This window comes from Leptospira ainlahdjerensis (assembly GCF_016919175.1).
Lineage (GTDB): Bacteria > Spirochaetota > Leptospiria > Leptospirales > Leptospiraceae > Leptospira > Leptospira ainlahdjerensis.
Window position 1 is genome coordinate 41,939 of sequence record NZ_JAFFPU010000042.1, and the last position, 18,307, is coordinate 60,245.

The window sequence follows — 18,307 nt, forward strand, 5'->3', positions numbered from 1 at the left end:
ACCGAATTTGGAAAAAAATAACGATGTCGAATATTAAAAAACTACGATCTTTCTAGGATTTTTTGTCAGAACGGAGGGCAAAGGCATTCCTTCTCCGCCGAGAGAACGCACCGATTTTCCGTTGATCCTCAGTTGAACTCCCCGAATCGGAAGATTCTCCATCAGGCTGTAGGTAAGCTGGTCGATTCTATCTTTGAGAATTTCGGGACCGGCGCTTCTTTCCAAATCGGCACTCAGAGAAATTTTAAGAACTCCGTCTTCGATCCTATAATCCGGGTCGTAACTGAGACTCGACGGAATCGAATTGAGAATTCCTTTTTCCTTTTCCGCGACAACCGGACCTGCGATGAGGGAATTTAAGACAAGCTTCACACGATCACCGCCCTTGGAAAGTCGTAGAACCTTTACAAGTCTGGAATGACTTTTGCTCCCCTTTCCATAAAACTTAAGAAAGTAGAGGGACAATTCTCCTTTTTCAGTAGGAAGTGCGGTTGCGGATTCTTTTCCTTGGGTTTCGGAAATCTGAGGATCCATCACGGGAACAAGATTTTCTTCGTTTAGGTCTTCTTCGATCGTGTTTGAATTTTCGGAAGACGAGGTTTGAACGTCTCCGTTTTGTAGGAGTTCACCGAGGATTTCGTCTTCGGCCTGATCCATCATTTCTTTGTGATTGAGATTTCCCCGATTGGAATTTTGAGATTCCGGATTCATCTTTCCAATGTTTCTAAAACCCTGAAATCCCGTTCCGGAAAGAGAAAATCCCGAGCCGGAACTTTTATCCAAAAGTACTAACGTAAAGATAATCCCTGTTAGAATGAAGATGAGATTTTTTCTTTTTTCCGAATCCGGCACTCTAACATTTTCGGAAAGAATTCGGATTCTATGGAGGCAAAAATCAGAGGAGTTTTGTGAGATCCGAAAGGTTTTTGAGCTCCATCTCGAAGTCCGGAATTTCTCCGGGATTGGCGTGTCCATAGGTGCAGAACGCAAAAGGACAACCATTTTGACGGGCCGCTTCGTAGTCCGAAAGTCTGTCTCCGATCATGAGAATTTTTTCGGGTTCGAGTCCGTAGAGTTTTACGTATTCTTTGAGAATTCCTCCCTTGGTTTTGATCCTTTCGTTGTCTATGACGAGAATCGGATCAAAGAGGGGAAGCACTCCTGCAACGTCGAGAATAGTTTCAACATAGGGTCTTCTTCCGTTGGAAGCCGCTAAAATACGAAATCCCTTTCTGGAAAGAGCCTCGATCGTCTCTTTTACCTGAGGATAAAATTCTCCCTCTCCGTTTCGGATTCTCTGACATAAGAATCGAAGAACGCTGTCGGAGATCGTATCCCTTTGTTCTTCTTCGAGTTGGGGAAGGAGGTTTAGGAAAATGGTTTTGACCGGCTTTCCGATCTCGTCCATGATTCTTTCTCTCGAAGGCAATTCGAGGGGAATTCCGGAGCTTTGCGAAAAATGTTCGATTGAATCCTTATAAACTTGGAGAATGATCTCCTCCGAAGAGAACAAGGTTCCGTCTACGTCGAAGGCAAGAGCTTGGAGAGAATCGCTGGAAAAGGAAGTCATTTCTGAGGACAGTTTCTGAAAACGGGTCCTTTTGGCATTTTCTTTTTCCCTTTGCTTGATTTTCCCCGGACGCGGAGAAAATAGGAAGTATCTCCTCCATGAAAACTTCGGATCTCAGTCAAACCGGCGCTTCCTCTCCGCAAAAAATTTTGCAGAATCGTTCGGAGCTTTTTTCGTCCTTTGCCTGGACCGACTACAAGGCCCAGTTGCAAAATCGCGTCCAAGGTGAAAAACTGGAGCGTTACTTTCAACTGACTCCGAGCGAAAGAATCGGATTACAAGACACGATTCGACTAAACGTCTCGGCTACACCATATTACATTTCTCTTACAGATCCGGAAGACATAGAAGATCCGATTCGAAAGATGATTCTCCCGAGGGAAGCGGAGACGATCTTTTCTCCGGAAGAATCAATTGATCCTCTTCACGAGGAAAGACTTTCTCCCGTGAAGGGACTTACACACATGTATCCCGATCGAGTTCTTCTTTTTACCAATCACGAATGTTCGGTCTATTGCAGACATTGTATGCGGGGAAGAAAGGTTTCCGATTCCAAGGAGAGAATGCTTTCCGAAGATCTTGAAGCCTGTTTTGAATACATAGAATCCCATCCTGAAATCAGGGATGTGGTTTTGTCAGGAGGAGATCCTCTGAACTTGAGCGATTCTAAGATCGATTGGATTTTGGAAAGGCTCGAAAAAATCGAACACGTAAAAATCTGCAGACTCGGAACACGGAACCCGGTCACACTTCCGTTTCGAATCACATACGAACTTTGTAATATAATCGAATCTCACAATACGGAGAGGTTGTCCATCTTTTGTAATACGCAATTCAATCACTCAAAGGAATGCACCTCCGAAGCGAAGGAAGCGGTCCTAAAACTTCTTAAAGCGGGAGTGAGCGTCGGGAATCAATGTGTTCTCCTAAAAGGAATCAACGATTCCGGAGAGGCTATGTTAGAACTTCATAAAAAGCTGTTAGAACTTCGAATCCGTGCATATTATATGTATGATCCGGAATTGATTCCGGGTTCCCGAGGTTTTAGAACTCCTCTTGCAAAAGGAATCGAGATCGTGGGTTATCTTCGGGGAAAAATCGCGGGAATGGGAATTCCTCAGTTCGTAAACGATCTTCCCGGAGGCGGAGGCAAGATCACTCTGACTCCGGATTGGTATCTGGGTTATTATAAACCGGAGAGGATGCACGTATTTCGATCCGCGTTACGCGGAACCTATCACGTCAGTCCGGAGCCTCCCGATTCTACGATGGAAGATAGTTATCCTGAGATCACTTTGGAAACCTGGGAAAGAATTTCTCCGGAAAGCCTGGGTGCAAAAGAAAAAAAATCCTATGAGTGAGACGATTTCCACCGTAATCGTCTACGCCGATCTCCACGAGTTTACGGGCGAATTTCCGGATTCTTACAAACAAGAATGGGAATCTTCCGCTTCCGTTGAGAGAATTCTTGAATTGTTAAACGAACTCGGGGAAGTTTCAGAACTCGTGACGACGCCGAAAGATCTATTAGAAAAATTGAATCAATATTCTTCCTTAGGTTTTAAGGATCGACCGGTGATTTTTCATCTGATGGAAGGTTTTCGTTCTCGGAACAGAGAGGCCTTGATCCCTGCGACGGCCGAACTGTTTGGATTTCCGCACACCGGATCGGACGCATTTGCTCAAAGTGTTTCTTTGGATAAAAATTTAACGAAGATCTTTGCAAATTCTCTCGGAATTCCGGTGGCCCCGGGATTCTCCATTGAATATGAGGCTCGAAAGAATTTTACTCTTCCGAAAGAGGTCGTGTTTCCCTGTTTTTTAAAACCTTCCGGAGAGGGGTCGAGCCTCGGGATCGGAGAAAAAAGTATCGTGCAAAACGAAAAAGAACTTCGTTCGCTGACGCGCGATCTGCCGGAAGAATACTTTCCCTATTTGGTTGAGGGATACTTGAGTGGTTCTGAATATACAATTTCTGTAATGGGTTCATTGAAATCGGGTTATCGTGCGAGCCGTGCAGGACGTCTGATTTTGCGAGAGGATTTGAAAGTAGAGGAAGTCTACGGACAAAAGACAAAGTCTAAGAATGCGATGCCGGAAACTTTGGTCTTTGACTGTCCAGTAGAAAGGGAATTGTTCCTTCAGGAACAGAGTCTTTCTTTTTGTAAGGCCTTGGGAACTTCCGGACCTGCGCGATTGGATTGGAAATGCGACGAGGCGGGTGAACCTTTCTTTTTGGAAATCAACCTGACTCCGGGTTTGTCTCCGTTTTATTCTACCTTTCCGATTTGTTATCGTCAGGGCTTAGGGGAGGAAAAATCCTTGTTTTCAGAGATTCTCCTGAACGCACGTTTGGAATTAGAATCTCCTCGATTTTTATATTCTAAGTTAAAGACCAATTCCATCCTTTCGAAAAAATAAAAAAGAAATTTATGCAAACGTTTCATTCCTCACAGAACGCGGTTTCTTTTCGGACTTCTTTGGAAGAATCGGTTCGGAATCATCCCGTCCTAACGGCCAATCTTTGGTTGGAATCCAAAGAAAGAAGAATGGAAAAAGAAGACCTTCTTCTTTGGTTGCGTCAGGAATACTTCGTGAGCGTCGACTTTGTAAATTGGTTTTTAAACACCGCGGCGATCAGCGACAATCTGGACGCAAAGATCGTCCTCGTTCAGAATATCTGGGAAGAATTGGGAGAGGGGAAAGCCGAAGATTCTCACGTTTCCATTCTTAAAAAATTTCTTTCCGAGATGGGAGAAAACGTTTTTGAATCGCATCGTCTACCGGAGACAAAGGCTTATCTTGATCTTATGCAAAGAATCACGACTAGCGATTTTTATTCCGCTCTCGGGGCCCTCGGTCCAGCGAACGAATACTTGCTAAAATTAGAATATTCTAGAATGTTTATGTCTTACAAGGAGCTAAAAGAAAGAGTTTTCTTGCCCGAAGGCAAGTTCTTTCAGGTCAACCTGGACGCCGATGAATCTCACGCCGAAAAACTCTTTCGTTTGATAGAGTCCGTAGCAGACACGGATGAAAAGAGAAAAAGTGTGATGGAAGGGAATCGGCTGGCCTTGGACGCAAGACTTGTCTTTTACGAAGGATTATCGGCTCTTCAGGGATTTTAGAACATTCATTCCGATCATTCCGAAAATGGGAACCAAGGGAAGGTAAAGAAGGGGAGCGACCCAACGAAATCCTTTGAGGGAATGGCTCAGTTTTCGGACCGCAAAAAACCCCGGATATCTTCTTCCGTCCGCGATCATCTGAACGTTTCCCTGAGCGACTTGGATGTTCAAACTGGGATGAATTTCTCGCAGTTCTTTTTCAGAAAATTCTCGAAAGGATTTAAAACGAATCTTCGGATTGAGGTTGTAGGAATGGAGCTTTTGTGCCAGGTTTGTGCAAAAAGCGCAATCTCCATCGTATAAGAAGACCAGTGCGTTCATTTTTTTTCTCTATTCGTTGTATAATAAAATTTGAATTCTTCTTTTCGTGATTCCGACATTCACCGCGAAACTTTTGCTGCCCGGCTTTGATCTTACCTATCCTTACCCGAAAGGTTGTCTGCATTTTCAGAAAAATTGTCGGAACTCCGACATTTTTTTTTTTTCGTAAAAGTCACGTGCCCCGCCCGATTTTCGGGTGGTGGGGTGGGTGGTGGAAAAATTCCGGAAACTTTCCTCTATCACAAAATCAAACTTTTCGCAAGAAAAAATTCTCATGTAGGAATTCCTACAAAACCCTTGTCTCGGGACGATTCTCGTTGTATCTCCTCTCACAACTTGTGGGTAAGTATGCGGATCTTGGGAAACTCAGTGTGTCGCTTCCTTTGGGGTGCTCGCAGGGAAGTGGTTGCGGAAAACCTCCAAGCAAAATCTCCCTGTCAGAAAAACATACTTTTTGCAAGTAACATTCTCCCTGTAGGAACTCCTCCTGACTTTCCTTTTTACAATTTACAAAATTCTTATGTTCTGCAAGCAGGTATAAAAAAAATCCACCGACTACTTTGTATTGTTAGACGGCGCTTCCAGATCCTGGGGAAGATTTCTTAAAAAAGTGCAAATGGGTTGGATATGTTCTTCCAAAACTCCGATCCAAAAATAAATCCAGATCCCTTCCTTTTGCATACCATCGCAGACTTTCATATACCACTTCGATATCGAATTTTCCTTTCTGGCCCTCCAAAAAAGGACCGGAAATCTTTGAACCAACTGATCCCAGATGTCCCTTCCCACTCCTTCCCCTCTCGCGATTTCGTCTACCGCGAACTTAGAAAGAAAAGAGCCGTAAGGAGTGTTCTTGACTAAGGCACAACCCTTGAATTCCGATTCGAGAAGAATTCCGGCAAACTCTTGATCCCAAAAATTCTTCTTCAAAGGTCTTTGAAACGACCTTTCGATGAGGTGGTTGATCTTTTCTTTCGGAACCGAATTGAGATCGGATACAAAGTCGATTCGATTTTTCTTTCGAAGGAGGGTTCCGCTTCCTTTGATCGTGAATAATTCTTTCAGAAGAGAGGAGGCCGAGGTGATTGCTATCCCGAAGTCGGGATCCATTACGTTTTTGTAAAGTTGATTGCACGCGTGAAAAAGAACGGAATCGATCGGGTCCGGTTCGATCGTCGAATCCACGTCGTAGATGGAGATTTTTTCTCCTCCGGAATAAATTCCCCCTCGAGGATTCAAGTAGATGAGCTTTTTCGTTTTCAAAGAGGAGCAGAGATTGTTTAGAAATTCAAAAAGACCGCTACCGCTTTCTTCCGAAATAAAAATCGGAAGTTTTTTTTCGTTCAGAGCCGATGCTACCGAGGTCTCCAATTCATTGAAGTGACGAAAGAGCTTACCCGGAAGAGTCGATTCCTCTTCTTCTTTGGTTTGATTTTGATAAAAAAGATTGGTATAAGATATTCCGTCCTTATCCAAAACGACAACAGGATAGAGTTCGAGTTTGTGCAGAAGTTTGAGATTGTAGAGAAGCGCTTCCGCAGACTCCATCAGAGTTCCCGAATCCGCGTAGATCACCGCGAACTTTTCAGGCTCGATGGAGCGGAAGAGTTTTAGAAATTGGAATGAATCCTTCGTGTTCTCAGTTACTTCTAAAAGTTTAAGAAGAATTTCCTGATGTTTCATTCCGATTCGATTGGATTATTTGCCGAGAGTGTAGGCAACTAATTTTCCCTTCAGCTTGCCGATTGTGAGCGATTGTTCTTTATCTTTTTTCAATTTTAGAAAACCTAAAAGAGAAGTATCTCCGCAGACGATGGCGAGAACGTTCCCGGCAAAATGATCTTTGAGTTTCTTGCCCCAGGACAAGTAGATTTCTTTGGCTTCTTCCTTGGTTCCTAAACGGACTCCGTACGGAGGATTTGTAACGATAAAGCCGTTTTGAATTCCTTTTTCGTTTTCCGAAACCGTGGCATCCGCGTTGAAGAACTCGATCAGATGATCTACGCCGGCGTTCCTCGCATTTAATTTCGCGAGATTCAGGGCCTTTTCGTCCTGATCCGAGGCAAATATAAGTGTTTTTGAAATCTTTCCGGCTTCTTCTTTGAGTTTGGGTTCTCCGAAGAGTTTTTTAAACGGAAGGGAAGAATCCAGACTTCTGTAGTTCGTGTAACCTCCGTATAAAAGTTTCAAAGCCGCCTCGATGACGATCGTTCCAGATCCGCAGAATGGGTCGTATAACACAGATTTGGTGTCCCAGCCGGAATAACGAACGAGGGCGGACGCGAGAATCTCCCGCATCGGAGCGTCGCCTCCGATTCTTCCATGACCTCTTTGTTGGAGGGGTCTTGTATTCAAGCCCAGAGAAAGTTTAGCGTGATCGGAATGGGAGCGAAGATAGAATAAAAAATCGGGTTCGTCTCTGGAAACCTGCGGAGTTTCTTTTCCCTTCGAGCGAAAACGATCGAACATAGCGTCTTTGAGCTTGTAAGTCGCATAACGCGAGTCTTTGAGAGAATCTTTTGTCGTAGAATCGATCCGAAAGGATTGTTCGGGACTGATGATCTTCTCAAAAGGAAATTGAAGCGCTTGGTTATAAAGATCTTCCGGGCTATCGACTCTCCAGTAGCGCAGAGAAATGCTGATCCCCGAGGCGATTCCGGTTGTGAGAATAAAATCCTTCAATGCCTTTGCGGAGCCTTGAAAGAAAACCCCGCCGCGATTCTCCGCGAGAACCGTCAGTCTCGCTTCTAAGATTTCTTCCCGAAGTAAACCGGAGAGTCCGTCCGGACAAGAAGCGTGGTATTCAAACGTTTCCGGTTTTGAAAAGTCCCATTCCGTTTTGGACGGTGTTTCCTTTTCTTTCGTATGATCCGAAGAAGAACGCCCTTCGGGCTTTCGAACTTTGAATCTCAGCGATTTTTTGGGAGCGGGGTTTCTAAAATTCGTCACTCGATTTGTTGCGCCAGATAGTTTTCAACGCCGATCTGACGAATGATTTCCTGTTGTGCTTCGATCCAGTCCACGTGTTCTTCTTCCGAAATCAGGATTTTTTCAAAAAGTTCTCGGGTGCCGTTATCGTTGTTTTTGACGGCGATCGCGATTCCTCGATTGAATCTTTCCACCGCGGCGTATTCCAATTCTAGATCGGCTTTGAGGATCTCTTGGATGTTGTTTCCGACGTTTACCTTCATGTATCTCTGAAGATCGGGAACCCCGTCTAGATAGAGAATTCGATCGATAACTTCGTCCGCATGTTTCATCTCGTCAATGGATTCGTGTTTCATAAAATCGGCGAGCTTTTTGAAACCCCAGTTTTTGTTCATCTTCGCGTGAATAAAATATTGATTGATTGCTGTGAGTTCTGCGGCAAGAACTTCGCCAAGAATTTCTAGAACTTCTTTATTTCCTTTCATCGTATTTCCCCTTCTATCCTTTCAGTATAAAAAACATTCTTAAATTTGCAAGGATAGTTTCAAAAGTCTCCTGAAAAGTCGTTCTTCTCCACATTGATTTAATTTTTTTGATTTTCAATCTCACAATTTTCAAAAACATAGACTATCGTGTCTTCATCCGTATTTCTCATCGATTCTCAACTCAGTCGTTTCGGTAAAACTGAACTTGATTATCATTCTCTTTCTTATCAAACCGCGATACAACTTCTCGAACGAAATCCTGAGTTTGAACCTCAATTTCTTATTTTCGCGGCTATGGCTCCCGAACGATATACGGGAGAGATTTTTCTTCCCGCAAGAATCAAAGAAAGTTTAGGTCTTAAAAATCTTTTTGTCATCCGCACGGAGACCGCATCTTCGAGCGGTGCTAGCGCGTTGCATACGGCGACTTATCTTCTTCGATCGGGAGCGTTTCAAAGGGGAATGGTCGTCGCGACCGAAGTTATGAGTCGACTCGAAAGGGAGGAAAACAATCTTCTTTTGGGAAGTGTCTTGTCCGATCGTCAAAGAGGGTTCGCGATGTCGATGGCGCAAGGCGGAGGAATGATCGCGACTCGTTATCTTTACGAACACGGATACGATCGAAAGGATCTTTACGCGCTTTCCAAAAAACTCCACGACAACGGACTTCAAAACCAGAATGCTCATATCCGAAAGAATATTACGGAAGAAGAATATTTTAAATCTCCGCTTTTTACAAGCCCGCTCTGTTTGTACGACATTTCCCCTCTCTCGGACGGAAGTTGCGCCGTACTTTTGAGTTCCGAAAAAAAGAATTCTTCCAAAACGTTGAGGGTCGCCGGAGTAGGACACGGAATCGGAAATCTTTCCTCAGCTCCGGGGGATTTGAGTTTTTCCTCAAGTGTCGCCGCCTTTGCGGGCGCGTACAAGGAGGCGAATCTAAAACCCGAAAATATTCACATCGCGGAACTTCACGACGCCTTCACTCCTTTTGAATTGATCGGAGCCGAGGACGCAGGACTTTTCCCGAAGGGAAAGGCGCTACGTTATGTGAAAGAGGGAAAGACGCATCCTGAAGGACAACTTCCGATCAACGCGTCGGGCGGACTGAAAACGAGAGGGCATCCGGTAGGTGTATCGGGTCTGGCACAAATCGCCGAGCTTCAGACTTGGATGCACAAGGATAACCGTTTTCAAAACGGACTTGCCCTTTCCATCGGCGGACTGGGAGTGAACAACTTTGCGACGATTCTTTCCAAAGGATAAGAATGGAATTAGCCAGTGACTGAAAAAATACTTTTGATTCAAACCGCGTTCTTAGGCGACTTGATCTTAACCACCGCTTTCTTTCGAGAAGTAAAACGAAAGTATCCGAATTCTCGTCTTACGGTCGTTGTCAACAAAGGCACCGAAGGCGTTCTGGAGGCGAATCCTCATATTGATCGTCTCATTCCTTTGGATAAAAAAGAATTCAAAAAATCCCTTTGGAAATTTATTTCATTTTTGTGGAGTATAAGAAAAGAAGAATATACGCTTTGTCTTCTTCCTCATTTTTCTTTTCGTTCCACGTTGATTGGGTTTGCAAGCGGAGCAAAGGTAAGAATCGGTTACGAGAGCGCAGGTTTTTCCTTTCTACTTACGAAGAAAATTCCTCGTCCCTTGCGGGGAAAACACGAGGTGGAAAAATTGTTTTCCTTAATTTACGAAGAGAAAGAATCCGCAAATCTTTCCAAACGACCGGAATTGTTTTGGAAAGAAGAATCCGTTTTCCGAGTTCGGGTTTTGATGAAAGAAAACGGTTTGGAAGCGGGCAACTTCATTCTTCTCGCTCCGAGTTCGGTCTGGGAAACAAAACGAATGCCGGCGTCTCAGTTTCGCGCGCTAGGCGAAAGGCTCTCGAAAGAATCCGGAAAAAAAATCGTTCTCATCGGATCCAAGGGGGATTTCGAACTCTGCGAGGAAGTCGGCTCAGGATTCGGAATCAATCTTGCCGGAAAGACGAATCTTCAGGAACTTTCGTTTCTGGTTTCCAAAGCCTCCTTGATGGTCAGCAACGATTCTTCTCCGATTCATTTCGCGTCTGCGTTTAACATTCCCACGTTAGCCGTCTTTGGAGCTACCGTTCCCGATTTCGGTTATACTCCGTTGGCCGACCTTTCCTACGTCTCCGGGATTTCGGGACTTTCTTGTCGACCCTGTGGAATTCACGGTGGAAGAGTTTGTCCGGAAGGACATTTTCGTTGTATGAGGGAACAGGATCCCGATAAATTGTTTTCCATCGCAGTCCAATTAGCAAAGGGAATTCAGCCATGACACATTCAATTTATCGAGAACGAATCATAGAAGTTCAGAAAAAACTCAAAGACGGAGAAGTTTTGATCGTCTTTGCGGCTTCTCATTCCATCAGAAATCGGGATGTGGAGTATAAGTTTCGTCAGGATTCGGATTATTATTATCTGACCGGGTTGGACGAAGCGGACGGGATTCTTATATTAAAGAATTCTTATAAATCCATCTTTATGCTTCCGAAGGATAAGGAAAAAGAAATCTGGACCGGGATTCGGATCGGAAAGGAAAAAGCGAAATCTCTTCTCGGACTCGACGAATCCTTTGATACCAATGAGTGGGAATCCAAGTTAGACGAAATTCTCGTTAATCAGCATACTCTCTATCATTTTTTCGGAAGGGACTTGGTCCGAGATTCTAAACTCATCCAATGGATCCATTCCCTCAATCAGCGTTCGAGAGAAGGGAAATTCGGTCCAAGAAGAATCGAGTCTCCCGATTTTTTACACTGGATGAGAATGTTCAAAACTCCCTTTGAAATCTCGGCGATTCAGGAGTCAGCGAGGATTACCGCGCTCGGTCACGAACGTTTGATGAAAGAATCCAAGCCAGGAATGTTTGAATACGAACTCGAAGCCATCTTAGAATCCGAATATCTCAGGCACGGAGCCTGGGGTGGAGGATACGGGCATATCGTTGCGACCGGAAGAAATGCTACGATTCTCCACTATACGTCTAACAACTGTCAGTTGAAAGAAGGCGAGCTCGTTTTAGTCGACAGCGGCGCAGAAAAAGGATATTACACCGCGGATGTTACGCGTAACTTTCCAGTGGGAAAAAAATTCTCACCCGAACAAAAGGCAGTCTACGAAGTCGTTCTAAAGGCTCAGAAGGAAGCGGTTTTACATACGAGAGAAGGTGTGGAATTTGTCGCGATTCATAATCAAGCGGTAAGAACCCTTTGTGAAGGTCTAAAGGATCTGGGTGTCTTGGAGGGTTCTTTGGATTCTATTATGGAGCAAGGAATATTCAAAAAATATTATATGCACAGGACAAGTCATTATTTGGGAATGGATGTTCACGACGTAGGAACTTACTATCAAAGCGGATCTTCCAAAAAACTGGAAAATGGCCAGGTGATCACGATCGAACCCGGATTGTATTTTGATCCGGAAGATCTTGAAATCCCGGAACGTTTTCGTGGAATCGGGATTCGAATCGAGGACGACGTTCTAGTTCAAGGTCAAGACCCGCTCAATCTAACCCGAATGATTCCGAAAGAAATTGCCGAGATCGAAGCTTTAAAAAATTAATCCGAAGTCCTTTGAAAATGGCGCGGTTGTCTCCGTTTTACTCGGATTGAGGAATACTTTTATAAAAAGAAGTTCCATATTCTTAAAAAACTAAATTTATCCTTGTCTTAGCCGGAATTAGAACGTTAGTTGGATTGTTTTTTCGACTTCGAAAGACTTTTTCTTTGGGAGAAAGTCTTTCGAAGTCGGGATGGAATGCGACCAATGTTCTTATTTTGGAGGAAGGCTCCGAAGGCTTTCGATTTCTAAATTTATAAAAAGGTTTTTTGATAAAACCCAATCAGAACTAAGGAAGATTAGTTTTTATGTTTTTATACGAACAGGCCCTCGGTCCGATTTCTGCAAAGAAATCCCTTTCTTTTTCGTCTCTCCTTCTCAGTGGGATTCTTTTCTTTCGAAAATTCCGGATTGATCCACTTTTTTGTTTTTGCTTCCTCGGTGCTTGTTTTTTCTTTCCGCTCCATTCGGAGACGATTCAAAAAATTACTTCCTTTGATACGCTGACAAGCCTGGATTCTACTTCGGAACAAAGTTGGGAAATTACTCCTTCTGCGATCGATCCCGTTTTATTTTCAAAAGATTACTTGGAGGGAAAAAAGAATTCCATTCCTTTTGAAATCTACAAGGCACCCGGGATCCACAAGTTAAAGGACGAATCGGTTCGGACGGTTTATATCGTTAAAAAATTTATAGCGCCGAAAGAATGGAATGCGACAAGTCTTTCGATTCGATTGGGGACGATCAACGATAAGGATAGAACTTATCTCAACGGAACTTTGATTGGCGCTACGGGAGATCTGAATTCTAAGTTTCCTCAAGCTTACGATAAGATTCGTGTTTATCCGATAGCAAACGAGCTTATTAGGAGGGGAGACAAAAATATAATCGTTATACAAGTTCAGAAATTTTTTGATCGAGAACTCGGGATCGAGCAGGATCGAACATTGATCGGCGACAGCTCCTTGGTTCTAAAAGACCTCCTTCGCGCCGAGTATATTAAAACATTCTTATTGATGATTTATCTCACGGTAGGTGGGTATTTTCTATTTTTATACGTTAGGCGTCGATCGGATCGGGAAAATCTGTATTATGGTCTTTTTACGATTCTGTTTTTTATCTACCAATTCTTAAGAAATCAGATCAAATACGATCTAGGTATCGAATTTATCTATATGAAAAAGGTGGAATATATCATTCTCACCGTTCTGATTCCGTTGTTCGCCAATTTTGTCCGGGTGTATTTTAAATATCCTAGAAATATGATTCTTAACGTTCTGGACGGAAGTTATGCGGCGTTTACGATATTTTATCTTTTTTCAAACAACGTGATTCATTACAATAATCTGAACAAGCACGTGGTTCAATACGGCTGGATTGTTTATGTCTGTCTGATTTCGTATTATTTGATCCGAAGGATTATTCAAAAGGATCGTGACGCACTTTTTATTCTGTTGGGTGTTTTGGTAGTCGTGATCGCCGGGGTTTTGGATACTCTCGGAGCTCGCAATGTGATCGTTTTTCCGAGAGTGGTCGGATACGCATTTTTATTTTTTATCCTGAGCATCGCTACGATTCTCGCGAATAAGTTTGTCCGTTTGAACGAAGAGGTGGAAGAGTTAAACGAGGATCTTGAAAAAAAAGTCGAACAAAGAACCGAAGAACTGAAACAATCTCTCGAACAAGTCAATCGTCTCAAGGTCCAACAAGACGCAGATTATTTTCTCACTTCGCTTCTCATTAATCCTCTTTCTTCGAATAAAAATACGAGCGCGGTCGTTAAGACCGAGTTTTATACAAAACAGAAAAAGTCCTTCGAATTCAAAGGGAAGACATACGAGATCGGCGGAGACATACTTATATCCGGGAACGTGGAACTGAGCGGGAAACGTTATGTGGTCTTTGTTAATGGGGACGCGATGGGTAAGTCTATCCAAGGGGCGGGCGGCGCGTTGGTTATGGGAACCGTCTTTAATACGATCCTCACTCGATCCGGGATCAGCTCTCAGAAAGACAAATCTCCCGAACGATGGCTGAAGGAAGCGTTTTTAGAACTTCAGAAAATTTTCGAATCCTTCGACGGATCGATGTATATCTCGATCGTTCTCGGTTTGGTGGAAGAATCTTCGGGGTTGTTGTATTATATCAATGCGGAACACCCTTGGACTGTTTTGTATCGGGATAGGGTTGCTTCTTACATAGAAGACGAGCTGACTCTTCGTAAGATCGGAATTCCCGAAAACGAACAACACCTTACGATCAAAACCTTTCGAATGCTTCCCGGTGATACGATCGTGATCGGTTCGGACGGAAGAGACGATCTTCTGATCGGAAAGGCTGAAGATCGGATCATCAACGAGGATCAGGAGCAGTTTTTAAGAAGGGTAGAAGAAGGAGGTGCGGACCTAAAGGAAGTATATGATCGAATTGTAAAGTTCGGTGCACTCGTTGACGACTTTACGCTTTTAAAGATTACCTATCATCCGGACGATAGAGTTTCCTCCTTTCAAACGCTTCCTATCCAATCTTTGCAGGATGCTTTGGATCGTGGTAAGGAGCTTCTCGAAAAAAATCGAGTTCAAGACGGATTGAAAACTCTGGAAAGGGCCTTGGAACTTCATCCGAAAAACGAGCAGATTCTTAAGGTTTTAGGAAGATTTTATCTCAGGGAAAAAGATTACGCAAAGTCGGTAGGCTACTGGGAAACCCTCCTGGATCAGAACGGCGCTTCGAGCGATTTTTTGTATCACGCGTCTCTTTGTTACAAGATGTTAAGGTTCCATCAGAAGGCCGCGGATCTGGGAGAGAGGGCGTTTTTACAGGATCCTTCCCTATTAAGAAACCTAATCAATCTCGCAGATATATACAGAATTTTGAATATTCTTCCTCGTGCAAAGGAACTGATCGAACGAGCGCTTCGTATTGACCCCAATAATAATAAGGCCCTGCAGGTAAAAAATTCTCTGGAAGTCGTTTGACGGATCGTCCGTATCGAAAAGTAAAACGTTTCGGATGATTCTTTTCTAAAAAATGTATCCTGTCTCCTCTTGGGAACTATGTTTTTTATCCTTTTGTCAATCGAATCCTTTTGCAAAAGGTATAAGATCAAAAATTCTTAGATTCCAAGACGCGAATGAAGTCTGTTTAAAATTTTTAGAAGAGACGAATCCTAATTTTCCTCGAGATAGATTCGAATCGCTTCTTTTAAGACGGAAAGTCCGATGGAGAGAGAATCTTCGTCGATATCGAATTTGGAGCTGTGATGAGGATGAATGAGTCCTTTGGATTCGTTCATCGAACCCACAAAAAAATAACAACCGGGAACTTTCATAAGAAAAGCAGAAAAATCTTCTCCACCCATGGACTTCGTATGTTCTTCGGTTACGCTGTCGACGCCGAGAATGTTAAGCGAAGCCTTACGGACGATATTCGCCATAAAAGGATCGTTGATCGTGGGTTGATTGGTTCTTTCGTAGTGGATGGAAACCTTGGCTCCGAGCGCGGACGCAATTCCGTTGACAACACGTTCGAGTTTGCCGGGAACTTCTTCAAACATCTTCTTGGAATAGGTTCTTACCGTACCTTTGAGTTCCGCGTTTTCCGGAATCACGTTAAACGCGTTTCCTGAGTGAAAACTTCCAACCGTAACGACGCAAGAATCCAACGGATCGGTGTTTCGAGAAACGATCGTTTGAAGTGCCGTTACGATCTGAGCTCCGACGACGATGGGGTCTATCGTATGTTGCGGCATCGCTCCGTGTCCGCTGATTCCCGTGATCGTAATCGTAAATTCGTCCACTGCGGCCATCATCGGACCGTCTACAACTCCGACCTTTCCCACCGGGATATGATTCCAGACGTGAAGCGCGAGCGCCGCATCTACGTTATATTTTTCTAATATTCCTTCTTCGATCATCTTGTCGGCGCCTTGTCCGCCTTCTTCGGCGGGTTGAAAGACGAGAAGAACTCTTCCTTTGGGAAGAATGGAACGGATGTCTTCTTTGATATCGGAGGCAAGACCCATAAGAATAGAAGTATGTGCGTCGTGACCGCAGGCGTGCATAACCCCGTCGTGAACGGATTTGTATTCCTCTTTGGATTCTTCAAAGATTGGGAGTGCGTCCATGTCCGCACGGACGAGAAGAGTTTTGCCCGGTTTTCCGGAATCGACTAACGCGACCACTCCGGTCTTTGCGATCTTATCCTGAAAGGAAAGTCCGAGAGACTTGAGATGATCGATCACAAATCCGGCGGTTTGATTTTCCTCGTAACGGAGTTCTGGATGTTTGTGGATCTGTCTTCGGTAACGAATGAGTTCTTGGGTTCGGCTGTCGGTCACTGTGAGTTTCATACTTCTTCGACCATTCTACAGCGTAGAATCGTTTTCGGAAAGAATTTTAGATCACTCGGGAATACTCCGACAATTCTCTTTTCCAGACCTGGGTTCCGCAGTAGTGGTCGCCTTCCGGACAATAGGGTTTTACTTCGCCTTGAAGTCGAATCCAACAAGGGGCCTTGATCCACTTTGCGATCTCGGGATGCACTTTCATGACGTCAGTGAGTTCGTCCACGGATGCTTGGAAGATTTCTTCTTGGGCGTTGTAACAAGTTCTGGATCTCCATTTGTGATGGAGGTTGAGAAGATCCCCGCTTTCGTAAAAACGGATCGGGAATGCGTTTGGCAAAAGATAGGTCGCGTACTCGGGAGAACCGCCCGCGTCTAAGAATCGGTTTACCTTTTCGAAAATTTGATTCATATCGGAATCGTATTTTTCTTTGAGTTGAGGATATTTTTGAACTACGAGAGGAGTGATGAAGTCGGGAGTTCCCGCATATTGAGACATGAGGACCGGTCTTCCGCCAGGAACCATTCTATGTCTCTGATCTTGACTGTCGGCAGTGTGGGAGATTCTTTTTTGAAAAGAATACTGAACGTTAAAGAGGGCCCTCGTGATCGGACTTAGGGAACTTTCGTTCAGAGTGGAAGTTAAGTGCTTATTCTTTGAAGGATTTAAAACGAGATCGATTGCGTCCTGGTCGCCGAGAGAAGATTTAGGAATTCCTAATATAGATCGAACCGATTGTGCGAGAATTTCAGGTCCATTGGAAGAATGGGATACTAGTTTCGAATATCTTCCTTCGAGTTCGGAGTCGTATTCTTTTACAAAGGCCTCTGCGGCTTCCGGATGAAATTCTCTCTTTGCCGTACCGAACATAGAATCAAAAAAACGATACTCGGTCGTTTCTTCGAGAGGAAGGGGATCGTCCATCTCATCGGCGTAGAGAGGATCTACTGCGCGGACTTGGTTGACCATTTCGGTGACGACGGCTCTTTGTTCTTCGGGGACGTCGTAAGAATTCATCAATCGATAATAACGATGGAGCGTAAGTCCATTGATAGAATGATAGAGATACGTAAAAGTCCCGAGAGGTAGCAGATAACGTGCCACTTCGAGACATTTTTTCTTGATCGGTCCCTGCCATTTATCCGGATAGTTGGCTCTGGCCTTGTAGATATTAAAATATTCTTCCTGAATAAAAGGATGAAGAATTTCGTTATAAGAAAAATAAGCCTGACTTGCAAAGTCGACTGCGTCCAAATAGAGTTCTAAAAGTTTTCCGCTGAGTCCTGGAGGAACGTAGTAATTTTCCTTTTTGACTTCTACATATCTTTGAGATACTTGTTCCGAGTTATAAAATGGATGAGAGTGTAAGAAGGACCAGACGAATTGTCGGGAGACTTTATCCAGGGTGAAGATGAACTGAGGATGTTGTCTTGTGGTGAGATGCCCGGCCTTTTTGGTAGACTTTGCGACACGATCGCGGATCTCGATGGACTTTTCCGAAGAAACCATATCGGAAGGGAGAAGAATTCCTTTGGAAGAATAGCAGGTTCTTGCCGTTGCGATCGCAAGATTGAAAGGGTCTTTGCTGTGATCCAGTAGTGAAACGATCGGTTTTTGGGTTAACATCGGATTCTCCGGGCGGGATTTTGGATTCCCGGTAGAACAATCCTGGCGGGAGAAAGCGGACCGGAAACTCTTTTTTTGGACATAATTCGCGATCCATAGAGAGCGAATTAGCCAAAAGGCCGCGGAGCGTAGCCGTTGGCTCTTTGTAAACACAAAGACCGCGATCCATAGAGAGCGAGGTTTGTGGGAGTTCCGACAGAACTGAGAAGGGGGGATTTTTTCTTGCGAAAAGCGTCTTTCTATGATAGAGAAAAGTCGCTCGTGGTTTTTTCCACCACCCACCCCTCCACCCAAGATCAGGGCGGGG

General features: G+C 44.1%; 15 protein-coding genes. 7 read left to right on the forward strand and 8 right to left on the reverse strand.

Annotation, left to right across the window (positions count from 1 at the left end):
* Positions 1-33: 33 nt before the first annotated feature.
* Both JWG45_RS11955 and JWG45_RS11960 read right to left on the reverse strand, forming a co-directional pair.
* Positions 34-852 (reverse strand): GerMN domain-containing protein, encoded by an 819-nt coding sequence (locus JWG45_RS11955; RefSeq protein ID WP_205279929.1) that lies wholly within the window; start codon positions 850-852, stop codon positions 34-36.
* 43 nt (positions 853-895) lie between these two features.
* Complete coding sequence (locus tag JWG45_RS11960; protein ID WP_205279930.1) at positions 896-1,570, reverse strand: HAD family hydrolase; 675 nt, start codon at positions 1,568-1,570, stop codon at positions 896-898.
* Between the two features lie 98 nt (positions 1,571-1,668).
* On the opposite strand from JWG45_RS11960, the gene JWG45_RS11965 reads away from it, so the two are divergent.
* From JWG45_RS11965 to JWG45_RS11975, 3 genes are read left to right on the forward strand one after another with little or no spacing between them, the layout of a single operon-like run.
* Positions 1,669-2,931, forward strand: coding sequence for a KamA family radical SAM protein (locus JWG45_RS11965; RefSeq protein ID WP_205279931.1), 1,263 nt, complete (start codon positions 1,669-1,671; stop codon positions 2,929-2,931).
* Positions 2,924-3,991, forward strand: a complete 1,068-nt coding sequence (locus JWG45_RS11970) for a D-alanine--D-alanine ligase family protein (RefSeq protein ID WP_205279932.1) — start codon at positions 2,924-2,926, stop codon at positions 3,989-3,991. Before JWG45_RS11965 ends, JWG45_RS11970 begins: the two co-directional genes overlap by 8 nt.
* Before the next feature lie 11 nt (positions 3,992-4,002).
* Positions 4,003-4,698, forward strand: coding sequence for an iron-containing redox enzyme family protein (locus JWG45_RS11975; RefSeq protein ID WP_205279933.1), 696 nt, complete (start codon positions 4,003-4,005; stop codon positions 4,696-4,698).
* On the opposite strand, the gene JWG45_RS11980 is transcribed toward JWG45_RS11975, so the two are convergent.
* The 4 genes from JWG45_RS11980 to bfr all read right to left on the reverse strand — a co-directional run bounded on the left by JWG45_RS11980 (position 4,675) and on the right by bfr (position 8,432).
* A complete protein-coding gene (locus JWG45_RS11980; protein ID WP_205279934.1) occupies positions 4,675-5,019 on the reverse strand; it encodes a DCC1-like thiol-disulfide oxidoreductase family protein in 345 nt (114 codons plus the stop codon). The two genes, JWG45_RS11975 and JWG45_RS11980, sit on opposite strands and share 24 nt — an antisense overlap.
* 555 nt (positions 5,020-5,574) lie before the next feature.
* Positions 5,575-6,702, reverse strand: a complete 1,128-nt coding sequence (locus JWG45_RS11985; RefSeq protein ID WP_205279935.1) for an acetylglutamate kinase — start codon at positions 6,700-6,702, stop codon at positions 5,575-5,577.
* Between the two features lie 15 nt (positions 6,703-6,717).
* Positions 6,718-7,968: a THUMP domain-containing class I SAM-dependent RNA methyltransferase gene (locus JWG45_RS11990; protein ID WP_205279936.1), complete on the reverse strand. Its 1,251-nt coding sequence runs from the start codon at positions 7,966-7,968 to the stop codon at positions 6,718-6,720.
* Entirely contained in the window at positions 7,965-8,432 is a 468-nt protein-coding gene (bfr, locus tag JWG45_RS11995) for a bacterioferritin (RefSeq protein ID WP_205279937.1), read from the reverse strand. The genes JWG45_RS11990 and bfr overlap by 4 nt, the downstream gene beginning before the upstream one ends.
* Before the next feature lie 147 nt (positions 8,433-8,579).
* On the opposite strand from bfr, the gene JWG45_RS12000 reads away from it, so the two are divergent.
* The 4 genes from JWG45_RS12000 (at position 8,580) to JWG45_RS12015 (ending at position 15,006) form a co-directional block, all read left to right on the forward strand.
* The gene (locus JWG45_RS12000) at positions 8,580-9,698 is read left to right on the forward strand and encodes a thiolase family protein (RefSeq protein WP_205279938.1); all 1,119 of its coding nucleotides are present in this window, start codon (positions 8,580-8,582) and stop codon (positions 9,696-9,698) included.
* A gap of 15 nt (positions 9,699-9,713) precedes the next feature.
* A complete protein-coding gene (locus tag JWG45_RS12005) occupies positions 9,714-10,745 on the forward strand; it encodes a glycosyltransferase family 9 protein (protein ID WP_205279939.1) in 1,032 nt (343 codons plus the stop codon).
* Positions 10,742-12,031, forward strand: coding sequence for an aminopeptidase P N-terminal domain-containing protein (locus tag JWG45_RS12010; protein WP_205279940.1), 1,290 nt, complete (start codon positions 10,742-10,744; stop codon positions 12,029-12,031). The genes JWG45_RS12005 and JWG45_RS12010 overlap by 4 nt, the downstream gene beginning before the upstream one ends.
* 407 nt (positions 12,032-12,438) lie before the next feature.
* A complete protein-coding gene (locus tag JWG45_RS12015) occupies positions 12,439-15,006 on the forward strand; it encodes a SpoIIE family protein phosphatase (protein WP_408611629.1) in 2,568 nt (855 codons plus the stop codon).
* Positions 15,007-15,197: 191 nt separating this feature from the next.
* Here JWG45_RS12015 and JWG45_RS12020 read toward each other — a convergent pair whose 3' ends face one another.
* Both JWG45_RS12020 and JWG45_RS12025 read right to left on the reverse strand, forming a co-directional pair.
* On the reverse strand, positions 15,198-16,379 hold the full coding sequence (locus JWG45_RS12020) for a M20 metallopeptidase family protein (protein ID WP_205279942.1): 1,182 nt from the start codon (positions 16,377-16,379) through the stop codon (positions 15,198-15,200).
* A gap of 46 nt (positions 16,380-16,425) precedes the next feature.
* A complete protein-coding gene (locus JWG45_RS12025) occupies positions 16,426-18,000 on the reverse strand; it encodes an FAD-dependent thymidylate synthase (RefSeq protein ID WP_205279943.1) in 1,575 nt (524 codons plus the stop codon).
* Positions 18,001-18,307 lie beyond the last annotated feature (307 nt).